The 13,872-nt window shown below is 53.4% G+C and carries 15 protein-coding genes; 11 read left to right on the forward strand and 4 right to left on the reverse strand.

Going from position 1 to position 13,872, the window contains the following annotated elements; all coding sequences use genetic code 11:
* Positions 1-6 precede the first annotated feature (6 nt).
* The 4 genes from HS100_19865 to HS100_19880 form a co-directional block, all read right to left on the reverse strand.
* The gene (locus tag HS100_19865) at positions 7-867 is read right to left on the reverse strand and encodes a CPBP family intramembrane metalloprotease (protein MBE7436183.1); all 861 of its coding nucleotides are present in this window, start codon (positions 865-867) and stop codon (positions 7-9) included.
* 13 nt (positions 868-880) lie between these two features.
* The gene (locus HS100_19870; protein MBE7436184.1) at positions 881-1,585 is read right to left on the reverse strand and encodes a hypothetical protein; all 705 of its coding nucleotides are present in this window, start codon (positions 1,583-1,585) and stop codon (positions 881-883) included.
* Between the two features lie 108 nt (positions 1,586-1,693).
* A complete protein-coding gene (locus tag HS100_19875) occupies positions 1,694-2,734 on the reverse strand; it encodes an alpha/beta hydrolase (protein ID MBE7436185.1) in 1,041 nt (346 codons plus the stop codon).
* Between the two features lie 36 nt (positions 2,735-2,770).
* Complete coding sequence (locus HS100_19880; protein ID MBE7436186.1) at positions 2,771-3,667, reverse strand: CPBP family intramembrane metalloprotease; 897 nt, start codon at positions 3,665-3,667, stop codon at positions 2,771-2,773.
* 360 nt (positions 3,668-4,027) lie between these two features.
* On the opposite strand from HS100_19880, the gene upp reads away from it, so the two are divergent.
* The 11 genes from upp (at position 4,028) to HS100_19935 (ending at position 13,849) form a co-directional block, all read left to right on the forward strand.
* The gene (gene upp, locus HS100_19885; protein ID MBE7436187.1) at positions 4,028-4,654 is read left to right on the forward strand and encodes a uracil phosphoribosyltransferase; all 627 of its coding nucleotides are present in this window, start codon (positions 4,028-4,030) and stop codon (positions 4,652-4,654) included.
* A gap of 68 nt (positions 4,655-4,722) precedes the next feature.
* Complete coding sequence (locus HS100_19890) at positions 4,723-5,049, forward strand: TfoX/Sxy family protein (GenBank protein MBE7436188.1); 327 nt, start codon at positions 4,723-4,725, stop codon at positions 5,047-5,049.
* Between the two features lie 3 nt (positions 5,050-5,052).
* Entirely contained in the window at positions 5,053-5,601 is a 549-nt protein-coding gene (locus tag HS100_19895) for an isoprenylcysteine carboxylmethyltransferase family protein (GenBank protein ID MBE7436189.1), read from the forward strand.
* A gap of 61 nt (positions 5,602-5,662) precedes the next feature.
* A complete protein-coding gene (locus tag HS100_19900; GenBank protein ID MBE7436190.1) occupies positions 5,663-6,001 on the forward strand; it encodes a hypothetical protein in 339 nt (112 codons plus the stop codon).
* Positions 6,002-6,016: 15 nt separating this feature from the next.
* The gene (locus tag HS100_19905; protein ID MBE7436191.1) at positions 6,017-7,027 is read left to right on the forward strand and encodes a zinc-dependent alcohol dehydrogenase family protein; all 1,011 of its coding nucleotides are present in this window, start codon (positions 6,017-6,019) and stop codon (positions 7,025-7,027) included.
* Positions 7,028-7,036: 9 nt separating this feature from the next.
* Complete coding sequence (locus HS100_19910) at positions 7,037-8,632, forward strand: xylulose kinase (GenBank protein ID MBE7436192.1); 1,596 nt, start codon at positions 7,037-7,039, stop codon at positions 8,630-8,632.
* 22 nt (positions 8,633-8,654) lie between these two features.
* Positions 8,655-10,157, forward strand: coding sequence for an aminotransferase class V-fold PLP-dependent enzyme (locus HS100_19915; GenBank protein MBE7436193.1), 1,503 nt, complete (start codon positions 8,655-8,657; stop codon positions 10,155-10,157).
* A 109-nt stretch (positions 10,158-10,266) separates the two neighbouring features.
* On the forward strand, positions 10,267-11,952 hold the full coding sequence (locus HS100_19920) for an amidase (GenBank protein MBE7436194.1): 1,686 nt from the start codon (positions 10,267-10,269) through the stop codon (positions 11,950-11,952).
* A gap of 2 nt (positions 11,953-11,954) precedes the next feature.
* Complete coding sequence (locus HS100_19925) at positions 11,955-12,251, forward strand: class I SAM-dependent methyltransferase (GenBank protein MBE7436195.1); 297 nt, start codon at positions 11,955-11,957, stop codon at positions 12,249-12,251.
* Positions 12,252-12,254: 3 nt separating this feature from the next.
* Positions 12,255-12,689, forward strand: coding sequence for a hypothetical protein (locus tag HS100_19930; GenBank protein MBE7436196.1), 435 nt, complete (start codon positions 12,255-12,257; stop codon positions 12,687-12,689).
* 275 nt (positions 12,690-12,964) lie between these two features.
* Positions 12,965-13,849 carry an alpha/beta fold hydrolase gene (locus HS100_19935; protein MBE7436197.1) on the forward strand — a complete coding sequence of 295 codons (885 nt, stop codon included), beginning with the start codon at positions 12,965-12,967 and terminating at the stop codon, positions 13,847-13,849.
* Positions 13,850-13,872: the final 23 nt, after the last annotated feature.

A 13,872-nucleotide genomic window follows, 5' to 3' on the forward strand; every position in this document is an offset into this window, starting at 1 on the left:
TTTTCCTCACATCCAGCCGAAAACTTTTACCAGCGCTTCACCGACCGCGTCGGGAAGTCCGTGCGCGATGCCTGGGGCTAGAAGCGTGCCAGTCTTTTCACGGATCAATCCAAAGAACAAGCCAGCCACCGACGACGAGAGCGCCCACCCCCATGACAGCGACGCGAAACCGAAGGCAGGATCGTATGTGTTGAACGCGTGCAGGAGTCCGAACAGGAGGGAGGCGATGATGAGTCCCCAACCAAACTGGATTCCGAACATGCGCATCGGACGACCGAACGCCTGATTCAGTCTCGATTGAACGTAGCCGCGCCAGACGAATTCCTCCCCGAACCCCGAAAAGACGAACTGCCACACAACCGTCGAAATGACGATCGCGCTCAGCTTGTTCATCGCAAGCGCAACACCAATTGGAAAGAGTAGCAACAGAATGGTGACGATCACATTCCCCCGCCCCGACTTGACTGGCTTCTGCCGATTCAACACCCAGAGCATGACAGCCACCCCGACGATTTCCATCAACGCGACGAACGCGCCGCCGCTGATTTGATTCCTGTCGAGCATCAACCACATCGCGCCGCCCACGCCAACCACATACGGGATAATGCGCACGAGATAGGCTTTGATGCCGATGTCGAGGTTTGTCCGCCAGTCCGAGCGCGAGACGCCGTACTCCGCCCAATCCCGCCGCGTCAGCCAGATGACGAGCGCGGGAATGCCGACGAAGATGAACATCCCCGTATAAGACCAGCCGAGAGTTCTTATTTCCCAATCCACGATTTCAGTCGAACGGCGAAGGATTCCCGTGATTTGAATCACAGCATAGACCAGAAGGATTTCAACGAAGGCGAGGAGTTTGGATTTCATAATGACTTCCTTTTCATCGCACAAACGTACCAGCCATGCCGTAAAACCAAAGGACGTAGCCGAACAACATGATCAGCGCCGCCGTCCAGATTGGAATCTTTTGAATGCGCCGAATAGCCAGCGCGCCCAAAGCAATCGTCCACGCGTCCTTTGCAAGAATATAGATCCCGATCATGTAGATCCACCATAACGTCTGGATCGACGCGCCAAACTCGCCTGTCTGAGCGGCGGTGAAGGCGTAGGGATGACCTGTAAGCAGGTTGGGTAAAACCCCACCCAGCAGAATGTCGTTCAACACGGATGAAATTACTATGGAGGGCACACCTGTTGAAAACACGATCGTATTCAACATCTGCTCGAATGTTCCCGAACCTCTCCAAATCTTCGCGAGCAATTGCGCCAGTCCAGGGATGAAGATCAACCCGACCAATGCCATCAGTGGATTAATAAGGAAATTGAAGAGAGTAACGTAATCGTCCGTCCCCACGCTCAACCTGCCGAAGAAACCGATGTAGGTCGGACTGGGAAGTTCGCGCCGCGTGCCGAGCCAGTCGAAACCAAAGATAGCGAAAAGCAAGAGGTTGAACAACGTGAGCGCCAGACCGAAGAGAACCAGTGTGACTGCGTAGCGTATGGAAGTTTCCTGCACCAGTTCTTCGATTGTTAATTTGGGACGAACGATCATGCCCAAAAAGTAGTGGAAGAATTTTCGCATCATTCATATTCTCCTGATTCCATCTTGAAATTTCACCAGCAGGTTCTGTGGCTTGAACCACTCTCACTTGCGTGTATATCGGTATTGCTTTATACAAGTCCGCGAGATGGATTAACGGATGACTTCGAGCATGTCACGGATTGCTCTGAGCATTTCCTCTGGCGCATCGAGGTGGACCGAGTGACTGCTCTCTGCGACGACTCGCTGTTCGCCCCGCGACGATTGTCTCGCGAGTTCCAACTGAAATTCAATCTGCGAATCAGGTACGGGGACATATTGTTCGTTGAATGGCGTCGAGCCAGGCGCGGAGGTCTGTCCCGCGGTCAGCACGATCAAGGGCAGGTTGCCGAAGGGATGCTCGCCAACTATCAATTCGCTTGTCTGCTGAAATGTCTGCGGGAGCGCTTGCATCTCGGCGATGGCAGTGACGTATTGATTCGGATCGAGAAGCAGGTTCAAATACGTCTCTTGAAACTCAATCGGCAGTTTGCGCGCGGTGGCAGGCATGCTGTCTTCGCCGCCCAGAGGTCCCAAAATCCGCAACAGACCTGTGCTGGTCATCAAGTTCATCGCCTGATAAAAACCAATCGAAGATTGCATCTGCATCTCGAACTCTGTTGTGATGGTCAACGGATGGGCGGTATCCACCAGCACCAAACCCGCGACCTCATCGGGATATGTCAGCGCGAACAGCCTCACATGGACTCCGCCCAACGAATGACCGACCAGCAGATACGGACCCGCCTCTCCCGCCGCCTCAAGCAGATCATGCAATTCGGACACCGCCTGCGCCCCGTCACGCGGACCTGGAGCCGCTTCGCTCCACCCGTAGCCTGCTCGGTCGTAGACGCAGACTCGCGTCGACCGACTCAATTCATCTTGAATGGGCATCCACTCGACGGAGAAACTGCCGTTGCCCGCGTCGATCACTACCGTAGGCGAGCCGCTTCTGACGCAATGAATTTGCATGAGATGACCGTTCACGTCCACGAGTTTACCTGGCGCGGGGAATTGTTCACGGGTCCGCGCAAGGGCGATACGTTGATAGGTACAACCTCCCATGAGAAGAAGAGCGGTGATGAGGATGACCCATAATAGCGTGCGGAGGATCCGTGAAAGACAGCTTGTGTTTTTCTTCTGCACATCCTTCATTATCTATTTCCTTGCATCCTTGAGTGAATTCTTTTTTCATGCCCGATCATTCGGTTCAGACAGGAATTCCAGGATGACCTTCAATTCGTTTTGTTGGTATAGAAGTGCAATAACGAATATCATCACGATGTATTGCATCAGGTTTGCCGTAAACTGGTTTTCTATGACGACAAAATAAGCCAGCGAACGCGTGGCGTTATTCATTGCAATATGAGCAATGGAAGGAACAAAGATGCTCTTGCTCCTGGCGTACACATAACAAAGATATGTATGCGTGCAGATCGCACCGATGATCGCAGCAAGGTGATTGGTTATTGTTTGCCAGACGGGGATCGGGGCCGGGACGGGAAAGACCAACGCCAGCGGCTGGTGCCACAGATACCAGATCAGCCCGCCGAGGAGTAATCCAAGCCAGGGCTTGTCCGGGGATAGAAACGGGAACATGAACCCTCGATGACCGAACTCCTCTCCGAAACCAGAGACGATGCCGGGCATGATGTTGAACACGGTCAACCCGCCGATGACAAACAGCCACAACATCATTTGGGGCGTGAAGCCGGGCGGAAGTCCAGTCGATAAATCCTCTCCCGTTGCAGCGAACTGCTGGGCAAGCAGGTCGAGGAAAACTTTTCCTGAAAAAACCCAGCGGATGGAACCTGATAGCGTGAACAGCGCGAACGAAAAAGCGGTGATGCCAAGCGAGTACAGCCAGAATTTGACGTAATCTCTGAACCTGCCAAATCGCAGATGGGCGTCCTTGAAGCGCGGTGCATGGAAGGCCAGACGCGTGACGAGCGCGGTAATTGCTGGCGTGAGCATGTATCCGCCCGCCAGATAGACGCCCTGCTCTCCCATCATCCTTGCGCCGATCACAAACCCCGCACAGAGAATGATGAGAATTGCGAAATAAGCGACAATGGATCTATTTTTCATGATCGACCTGCCTTTTTATCCGATCTATTTGATCGAAAGAACCGTAAGTACTAGATCGAGAATCTTGGCGAACAAACCGCGGGGTGCGGCTTGGTTTGAGCATTCATGGTTTTCTCTTTCGTCAAACAGAGCCACGTTCGATCAGACTCTTGATTCAAGATCCGCCTGACAGGCGCAAGGCATACCTGTCACTTGTCTGACAGGGAATACAAACAGAATTTCGACAAATGCAATGATCTTTGTTCCATGCAGCCCCATTCCTCCTCTCCGCCATTCAGTTTACAAAATTCCCTCCCGGAATTCACGTGTCGAAAATCACTTCGCGCTATAATCAGGTAAATCATCCTCAGGAGACATCGCATGTCCAACGTCTACGAATCGAAACACCCGCTGGTCGCACACAAACTCGCCCGGCTGCGCGATAAGAAGACGGAGCCAAAGAAGTTCCGCGAACTCGTACGTGAGATCGCGGGACTTCTCGCATATGAAGCCACCGCCGACCTTGCCACCTCCCCGGTCGAGATCGAAACACCGCTGGCGAAGATGAACGCCCAACAACTTCGGGAAAAGATCGGACTGGTTCCCATCCTGCGGGCGGGACTGGGAATGGTGGAGGGCATTTGGGAGTTGATGCCCAGCGCCGAGGTCTGGCATATTGGTCTGTACCGCGACGAGAAGACGCTCAAGCCGGTGGAGTATTACAACAAACTGCCCATCGAGCCGCGGGTTGCCGTATGCCTGATTCTCGACCCGATGCTGGCAACAGGAGGCTCTGCGACAGCAACCGCAGAGGTTCTGAAAAAATGGGGTGTGAAGAAGATCAAGTTCGTCGGGTTGATCGCCGCGCCGGAGGGAATCAAAGCCATGCAAACGGCGCATCCCGATATTGACATTTATGTGGCCGCCATAGACGATCATCTCAACGAACACGCCTACATCGTGCCGGGCCTGGGCGATGCGGGTGACCGTCAGTTCGGAACCGGCTGAGGATGGCAATTGGAGTGATGTGAAGGATTGGAGAATTGCTGAATTAGCGATTGAAAATTGGAGGCCATGTGGCTTTTGATTTGAAACTGGTCGAACGGATTCGGCCTCTATTGAAGGGAATTCCGTTCGTGGAAAAGAAGATGTTCGGCGGAGTCGGATTTCTCATTCATGGGAACATGGCGTGCGGGGTATTGGAAGACAGTCTTATCATTCGGGTGAAACTTGAAAAGTACGAGACACTTCTCAAAAAGCCGCATGTCAGACTCTTTGACTTTTCCGGCAGGCCGATGAAGGGCTGGCTGGTGGTGGATGCGAAGGGCTGCAAAACTTCCTCCCAACTCGACAAATGGGTCAAAGAAGGCACGGAGGTCGCGCTTACATTACCGCCGAAATAGAATATGAAAACCACGGCGTTCATCATTCTTTCAGCGATCCTTTTATTCATTTCGCACAAATCCCTGCGCTCTCCGCGCTCGCATGGTTTTTATCGCTTTTTTGCCTGGGAATGCATGTTGGGATTGTTTCTGTTGAACGTAACCTTTTGGTTCTACAAACCCCTCGCGTGGAATCAGTTGATTGCGTGGGCGTTGTTGTTAGTCTCGCTCGTGCCGCTTGGGCTTGGGATTTACGAATTGAGAACAAGGGGCAAACCCGCCGGGATACGCAATGGCGATGATTCCCTGCTGGGTTTCGAAAAGACCACACAACTGGTCGTGAGCGGGGTTTACAGGTATATCCGCCACCCGCTTTACTGTTCGCTATTGTTTCTCACCTGGGGTATCTTCTTCAAACAAATTTCGGCGATGGGCGTTCTTCTGGCTGTCCTGGCGACGACCCTATTGATCCTGACCGCCAAAACCGATGAAGCTGAGTGTATTCATTTCTTTGGAACGCAGTATCAGGAGTATATGAAAACGACGAAGATGCTCATCCCTTTTCTGTTCTAGGGATTTGCACTGCAGGAATACCATGTCCATTCATTAATCAGTCGAAGGAAAAGGAGCATACTTGTATTTTGCAGGCAACGGGATCGAGGAGGGGCTGGGGGAAAACATGAAAATCCATGCGATGATCCTTGAAACATGCAAACGGCTTTCCCATTCACGGGTCTTGATCGACGACAGGCAGGTCGAGTACACATCGTCCATCCTTTCACTTTACGACCTGGCGGGACATTACAAAACGACGGGTGCATTCTCCGAACTGGACAAGGTGGCGGTTGTTGCCAATGTGCAGTATCACAAGGATAATGTGTTCTATGAGAATGTCACGCGCAATCGCGGGATCAATTTGAGGGTGTTCTATGATTTTGACGAAGCAGTGGCATGGTTGAAGAATGATGAATGACAAGAAAATCTCTCCATGAAAGCCCAACTTCTGCGCGCGACAGCGGCTCTTGAAGAAAACCCGGCTCCCCTTACCTTGGAGGACGTGCCGGATCCGGTACTGGATGCAGGCAAGGTTCTGCTCAAAGTCACCCGCTGCGGAGTCTGCCACACCGAATTGGACGAGATCGAAGGCCGGATGCCGCCTCCAAGATTGCCAGTCATTTTGGGGCATCAAGTGGTGGGGATTATCGAAGAGGGCGGCAACAAAGGCAGTCGAGTTGGCGCGGCGTGGATCGCATCCGCGTGCGGAGATTGCGATTTCTGTAATAGCGGGCGCGAAAATTTATGTCCTGATTTCAAGGCGACGGGACGCGACATCGACGGAGGTTACGCCGAGTACATGAAAGTCCGCGCGGATTTTGTGCATCCCATCCCGGATTCGATTTCAGATTCGGAAGCCGCTCCATTGTTGTGCGCTGGAGCGATTGGGTACCGGTCATTCAGATTATCCAATTTGCAGGATGGGGGATCTATAGGCTTGATGGGCTTTGGCGGGTCGAACCACCTTGTCTTGAAATTGGTGAAATTCAAGATTCCCAATTCGAAGGTCTTTGTCTTCAGTCGTAACCCCCAGGAACGTGAATTCGCCCTCTCCTTGGGAGCAGATTGGGCGGGAGGCATAGATCAGAATCCACCCGGAGCGTTGGATGCGGTCATAGATACCACCCCGGTTTGGGGTCCGGGTATCGAGGCGTTGAAAATCCTCAAGCCGGGGGGCAGACTGGTCATCAATGCGATCCGTAAAGAGGAAACGGACAGGGATGTCCTCCTCCAGTTGAATTACCCGGAGCATTTATGGATGGAGAAGGAAATCAAGAGCGTGGCGAATGTGACGCGCGAAGACGTGAGCGATTTCTTGAAGCTGGCGGCGGGGGCGGGGATCAAACCGGAATATCAGGAATATGATATGAAGGACGCCAATCAGGCGCTGATCGAAATGAAGCAAGGTAAAATCCGTGGAGCGAAAGTATTAACTGTCATTTGAGGAGTGGGCATGTCGTCGGAAAAATATGTGCTTGCGATCGATCTGGGGACTTCGGGACCGAAAGTTGCTTTGTTCTCATTACGCGGGGACCTGGTGGGAAGCGAGTTTCAGGAAAATCGCCTGATCCTCCTGCCCGATGGCGGCGCGGAGCAATCTCCCGCCGAATGGTGGGAGGCGATCGATACAGCCGTCAAACGATTGCTCGGCAGGAAACTTGTACCGAATGACGACATTATCGCAATTGGAACAACAGGGCAATGGTCCGGTACTGTTGCGGTCGACAGGGATGGCAAGGCGTTGTCGAATGCGATCATCTGGATGGATTCAAGAGGCGAGCCGTATATCCGCGAGATCTGCGGGGGTGCGATCGAAGTGGAAGGGTACGAGCCGGTAAAACTTTGGAAATGGATTCGTGCCACGGGAGGTGTACCGAGCAACACCGGCAAGGATCCCATCGCGCATATCCTGTACTTCAAAAATGTTCATCCGGAAATATACGAGCGCACATATAAGTTCCTGGAACCGATCGATTACCTGGGATTGTTATTGACAGGGAAATTCGCCGCCTCAGTCAACTCGATCGTGCTGCATTGGTTGACCGACAATCGAAACATCGACCGCATCGTTTACGACGAGAAGCTTGTTCGTTTATCGAAAATCGATCGGGGCAAACTGCCCGACCTGCGCCATGCAAATGACATGCTTGGCTCATTACTGCCTGCTCTTGCAGGTGAATGGGGTTTACGCGATGACGTAAAAGTGATCATCGGCTCTCCTGACGTTCACTCCGCGGCGGTCGGCTCGGGGGCGGTGGCGGATTACGATACTCACCTTTACGTCGGCACCTCAGGCTGGCTGACCTGCCACGTGCCGTTCAAGAAAACGGACATTTCCCACAGTCTTGCCGCACTTCCATCCGCCATTCCAGGCAGGTACTTGCTCACCAATGAGCAGGAGTGCGCAGGAGTGAACCTGCAATTCCTACGCGACAATTTGTTTTTATATCAGTACGAACTGTCGAACCAGAAACCCGGTCATGCCTATAAATTATTCGACGAGATCGCTGCACGGACTCCCGCCGGGAGCGGAAACTTGATCTACACTCCCTGGCTGTACGGCGAGCGGGCTCCCGTCGACGATCGCTTCGTGCGTGGAGGTTTTTTCAACCTCTCCCTGCAAACCTCACGGGAGGACATGGTGCGAGCAGTATTCGAGGGAGTGGCTTTCAATACTCGCTGGCTCTTGAAGTATGTCGAGCAATTCATTAACAAGCCAGTTGAATATATCAACATGGTCGGGGGCGGGGCAAAGTCGGATATCTGGTGTCAGATCCACGCGGACATATTGGACCGCCCGATCCGGCAAATGAAAGATCCAATCGAAGTCAACGTGCGTGGGGCAGCTTTGCTGGCGGCGGCATCGCTGGGGCACATCCACTATGACGATATCGCTTCGCGCGTGCCGGTGGCGAAAACCTATACACCCAATCCCGACCATCGAAAGATTTACGATGAATTGTTCGGCGAGTTTTTGGCAGTGTATGAGAACAACAAGAAGGTGTATGCGAGGCTGAACAGGGGGATGGCAATGGAAAGCGGGAAGTAGAAAGAAGAAATTAAGGATATATATGAACCTCGAAGAATTATTAATGAAGAATATCGGCAAACTCCCGCCGCCGATGGTGGCATGGGCGGAGAAGCGCCTGAAGAAAATCCCATCCATCCGCCGCAAGATCGAAAAGGAATACGATGAATTAATGGGCGGGTTGGAAACATCACTGAAACCCTACAAGGATAAATTCCCAGCCTTTGCAAGGCTGCCTGAAACAGGCCGCAGCCGCGCGGAGATTTTGCAGGAAATGGAATCGCTTCGCAAACGGGAGGAGGCGCAATGGAAGGATGGTTTCGTCTCCGGCGCGGTCTACCACGGCGATGAAGAACACATCGAATTCTTGAACCGGGTGTACGCGATCAACTCACAGAGTAATCCCCTGCATGCGGATGTCTGGCCCAGCACGACCAAGTTCGAGGCGGAGATCGTATCCATGTGCGCAAACATGCTCGGAGGCGAAGGCCAGGCTGTGTGCGGGACCGTATCCTCAGGCGGAACGGAAAGCATCATGCTGGCGATGAAAACCTATCGCGACTGGGCACGGGACACCAGGGGAATCGCGCGTCCCGAAATGATCGCCCCTATCACAGCTCATGCAGCATTCGACAAAGCCAGCCAGTATTTCGGGATCAAAATGGTCAAGATACCTGTGGATGCGGACTCGCGCGCCGATGTGAACGCCGCGCGAAGAGCTGTCAATCGCAACACGGTGGTCATCATGGGGTCCGCCCCCTCGTTCCCACACGGAGCCATCGACCCGATCAAGGATTTGTCCGACCTTGCGCTTAAGCATAGGGTTGGTTTTCACACGGATGCATGCCTGGGCGGGTTTGTGCTACCCTGGGCGGAGAAATTGGGCTACGCTGTCCCACCTTTTGATTTCCGCCTGCCCGGTGTGACATCCATTTCGGTGGATACGCATAAGTTCGGTTATGCCGCGAAAGGCACATCGGTGATCCTGTACCGCAACAAGGAACTGCGCCATTATCAATATTACACAACCACCGAATGGCCCGGCGGGTTGTACTTCTCACCCACCTTTGCGGGCAGCCGGCCGGGCGCGTTGAGCGCGGCATGTTGGGCGGCGTTGACTTCCATCGGCGAACAAGGCTACATGGACGCGACAAAAAGGATTCTCGAAACCGCCGAGTATTTGAAAAATGAAGTCAGGCAAATCCCAGAATTGCGCCTGATCGGCGATTCATTCTTCGTGATCGCATTCGCGTCCGACAGCCTCGATATCTACAAAGTCCTGGAGTTTATGAGCCGCAAAAAATGGAGCTTGAACGGATTGCACAAGCCTTCGTGCATGCACATCTGTGTGACGCTGCGACACACCCAGCCCGGCGTGAAGGAGAGCTTCATCTCCGACCTCAAGGCTGCGGTGGCGCATGTGAAAAGTCATCCCGAGGAGAAGGGGAGCATGGCGCCCGTGTATGGCATGGCATCCACCATGCCCATGCGCGGACTGGTGAGTGATATGCTAAAGAAGTATCTGGATTTGATTTTTAAAGTTTAGCTGTGTAAACGGCGTTGTCAAACACCAGGCTTGCCCTGAGCCTGCCTGCGAAACGAAGTGCTGACGAAAGGAAAGCGGAAACTACGACCAATCCGAAAAGAGGCGCATCATGAAAAACCAATATGACCTGAAATCGGTCAACTTCCCCTACCTTGCCGGTGGAATGTTGAAATTGACCGCGTCCTTGCTTGAAGGACCGCTGCAGGGATTGTTGATTCCCAATCTGTTCGAAACCGCGGGCATTACTCACCTGCGCAAACAGCACTTTGACGAACCGCCAACGAATCTTCCAATTCATTACACCGGGGTATTGCAAACCGACCCGGCATCCGTACCGGAGGCGCTTTGGCCTGAAAAACCATCTCAAGGCAAGGGATTTCGATTTGCATCCATCCACGATTTTGCCAAAGCCTATCGCGATGGAAGGACGACCCCGGAAGAAGTTGCAAATCGTGTGCTGGACTCCATCGAAGCCAGCGATTCGTCCAACCCGCCGATCAGGGCATTCATTGCCATCAACCGCGACAATGTGATGAAACAGGCAAGTGAATCGACTCAGCGCTTCAAGGAAGGCAGACCGCTTGGCATCTTCGACGGCGTACCCGTCGCAGTCAAAGATGAAATCGATATGACGCCCTACCCCACCACTGTGGGAACCTCGTTCCTTGGTAAGACGCCTGCAAAAGAAGACGCAACTGTTGTTGCGCGATTGCGCGCAGGGGGCGCATTGCTGATCGGCAAAACCAATATGTATGAGATCGGCATCGGCGTGACCGGGCTGAATCCGCATTACGGCACGCCGCGCAATCCCTACAACACAAACCATTACACGGGTGGTAGTTCAAGCGGATCCGCCACTGCTGTTGCCGCCGGGTTCGTTCCAGTCGCCATCGGCGCGGACGGAGGCGGCTCGATCCGCATTCCTTCGGCGTTTTGCGGACTTGTCGGCTTAAAACCCACCTTCGGCAGAGTCACCGAACACGGAGCGTACCCCCTCGACTGGAGCGTCGCTCATGTGGGACCCATCGGCGCTTCTGCCACCGATGCCGCACTGACCTATGCCATCATCGCCGGACCCGACCCGAAAGACGCAAACTCCCTGCACCAGCCGCTACCCACCCTCGAAGGCTGGGACAATCTCAATTTGAACGGGTTCAGAATCGGCATCTATCGCCCCTGGTTCGACCATGCGGAAGAAAAGGTTGTTACCTTGTGCGATGCCATGGTCAAGAATTTCGAAGAGATGGGGTGCGAAGTAAGGGAAATCGTAATTCCCGATCTCGAAGCCAATCGTGTGGCACATTTATTCACCATTGTCAGCGAGATGCTGCAGGGTCTTGGGAAGTATTATGACAAATACCATCGCGAGCACGGAAACGATGTCCGGGTCAACCTTGCGCTGGGCCGGCAGTTCAGCGCGGACGATTATGTCAAAGCGCAGCGCATCCGCACCCGGATGATCGGTCACTTCGTGAGTGCCTTCAAAGAAGTGGATGTGATCCTTACTCCCACGACTGCCATCGCCGCGCCTGTGATCAAGAAGAGCGCCCTACCAGATGGCGATTCTGATCTCACCGTCCTGACCGAGATCATGCGCTTCGTCACCACCGCGAACATGACGGGTCACCCCGCAATTTCCTTCCCTGTCGGTTACACTCAAATCGGATTGCCCGTTGGCATGCAAGCCATCGGTCGCGCATGGGAAGAGCATCAACTCCTCCGAATGGCGCTCGCCGCGGAACAGGTTGTCGAGCGAAAAGCGCCCCAAGTTCATTATCCGATCCTCGGTAAATAACCATGACCCTGCAAAAAGATCCCGAAGGTTTCGAAAAAAAACATCTGGACAGCATTGTTGACCTTAATGGAAAACGCATCATGGAGGTCGGATGCGGCGAAGGGCGTTTGACGTGGAAGTACGCCTCCGCCTCGTCCCTGACCATCGGGTTTGACCCCGACCATTCGGCCTTGCGTGTCGCCCGTGCGGATTCCTCCCCTGACCTGCACGACAAAGTCCGCTTTGCGTGTGCCAGCGCAAAAAACATTCCTTTCCGTAAAGAAACTTTCGATATCGCCATCCTCGCCTGGTCGCTTTGATGAATGGAACACGAGAGCATGGTCCATGCTCTGAACGAAATCCATCGAATCCTAAAGCCGCGAGGCATCCTGATCGACCTGCGCCCCGTCGAGGATAATTGGTCTGTGGAGGTGGTTTCTTCGACCGGACATAGGGTCGCAGGCAAGTTAATGGATATGCCCGTCGGCATCGCAGATGATAACGCCGCGTTCAAAGCGATGAAGGAGGTTGAAGCGCTCGGTTGGTTCTCGAAAGAAAAGGGTGACGAATTCGGTTTCTTCTACATCTGGGACACACCCTCCGAGATGAAGTCTTACATCGACGAGGAATGGGAGGATTTCGAAAAGCTGGACGACGACCTATACCGAAAAACAAGTTCGTTATGGGCATCGGCCAATGCCGATGCCCGGGTCCGTGTACGGGTCAAAATGTGGATTGCGGCGTGGAAGAAGCTATAATTATAAGAGATTAATCCTGGAGGCGGTAATAGACCGTCTCTTTTTGTTCTCTATACTACAAGAAAGATGTCCTCGCAGATTTGGAGAATGAAATGAAAAAAAACTTATCGGTATTCTTCTTGCTTTCGATATTACTTTCCAGCTGCGGCGCAGAGGCAACTCCCCTGCCCATTCCCTCACCCCAGCCCGCCACAGCGACACCCACTTTTACACTGACTTCGGAGCCAGCACTCACATATTCCCCGGCGCCCACCGCCACTCCTGTTCCGCACCCCATGAGCATCATCGCGCTCAGAAACCAGGAATATCCCGGCAGCGAGATCACCGTCGTTAAAGAATTGGAGCGCGGCGTGAATTACCGCCGATATTATGTCTATTATCTTTCTGAGGGACTGAAGATCTATGCCCTGCTTACCATTCCCAATGGCGAGAAACCCGATGGGGGCTTCCCTGCCATCGTCTTCAACCACGGCTACATCCCGCCGGACGTGTACCGCACGACCGAGCGATACATTCACTATGTCGATCAACTTGCGCGCTCGGGCTACGTCGTTTTCCGCATCGATTACCGCGGACACGATCAATCCGAAGGCGAGGCGACAGGCGCATACGGCAACCCCGGCTACCAGATCGATGTCATGAATGCCGTCACATCCCTCCAACGGCATCCCGATATAAACCCGGAGAAGATCGGCATGTGGGGCCATTCGATGGGCGGATATTTGACCCTGCGCGCGATGGTCATTTCGGATGAAGTGAAAGTCGGCGTGATCTGGGCTGGCGTCGTCGCTTCGTATACGGACCTGCTCTACAACTGGCGGCGGACGGGCGCATTCACTCCCTCACCGAGCTCCACAGGGAGGGGGTGGCGCGGCGCATGGATCGAGCAATATGGAACTCCGGAGCAGAACCCTGTCTTTTGGGATTCTGTCTCTGCGACATCCTACCTCGCGGAGCTTTCCGGACCATTGGAACTGCATCATGGAACTGCGGACGAAGATGTCCCCGTTGAGTTTTCGATCCGGCTGGCGGAGTTGGGACGGCAGTATGGACAGATCGTAAATTTATATACCTACGACGGCGACAACCACAATATATCCAAATATTTCTCGCAGGCAATGAGACAAACGATCGCATTCTACGATATCTATTTGAAATGACGATAGTGACGTAATACTGAACG

This window comes from Anaerolineales bacterium (assembly GCA_015075725.1).
Lineage (GTDB): Bacteria > Chloroflexota > Anaerolineae > Anaerolineales > Villigracilaceae > Villigracilis.

Coding starts and splice junctions, on each gene's coding strand:
- HS100_19865 (MBE7436183.1), bottom strand. CDS start 867: ATGAAATCCAAACTCCTCGCCTTCGTTGAAATCCTTCTGGTCTATGCT.
- HS100_19870 (MBE7436184.1), bottom strand. CDS start 1,585: ATGATGCGAAAATTCTTCCACTACTTTTTGGGCATGATCGTTCGTCCC.
- HS100_19875 (MBE7436185.1), bottom strand. CDS start 2,734: ATGAAGGATGTGCAGAAGAAAAACACAAGCTGTCTTTCACGGATCCTC.
- HS100_19880 (MBE7436186.1), bottom strand. CDS start 3,667: ATGAAAAATAGATCCATTGTCGCTTATTTCGCAATTCTCATCATTCTC.
- upp (MBE7436187.1), top strand. CDS start 4,028: ATGTCCAACGTCTACGAATCGAAACACCCGCTGGTCGCACACAAACTC.
- HS100_19895 (MBE7436189.1), top strand. CDS start 5,053: ATGAAAACCACGGCGTTCATCATTCTTTCAGCGATCCTTTTATTCATT.
- HS100_19905 (MBE7436191.1), top strand. CDS start 6,017: ATGAAAGCCCAACTTCTGCGCGCGACAGCGGCTCTTGAAGAAAACCCG.
- HS100_19910 (MBE7436192.1), top strand. CDS start 7,037: ATGTCGTCGGAAAAATATGTGCTTGCGATCGATCTGGGGACTTCGGGA.
- HS100_19915 (MBE7436193.1), top strand. CDS start 8,655: ATGAACCTCGAAGAATTATTAATGAAGAATATCGGCAAACTCCCGCCG.
- HS100_19920 (MBE7436194.1), top strand. CDS start 10,267: ATGAAAAACCAATATGACCTGAAATCGGTCAACTTCCCCTACCTTGCC.
- HS100_19925 (MBE7436195.1), top strand. CDS start 11,955: ATGACCCTGCAAAAAGATCCCGAAGGTTTCGAAAAAAAACATCTGGAC.
- HS100_19930 (MBE7436196.1), top strand. CDS start 12,255: ATGGAACACGAGAGCATGGTCCATGCTCTGAACGAAATCCATCGAATC.
- HS100_19935 (MBE7436197.1), top strand. CDS start 12,965: ATGAGCATCATCGCGCTCAGAAACCAGGAATATCCCGGCAGCGAGATC.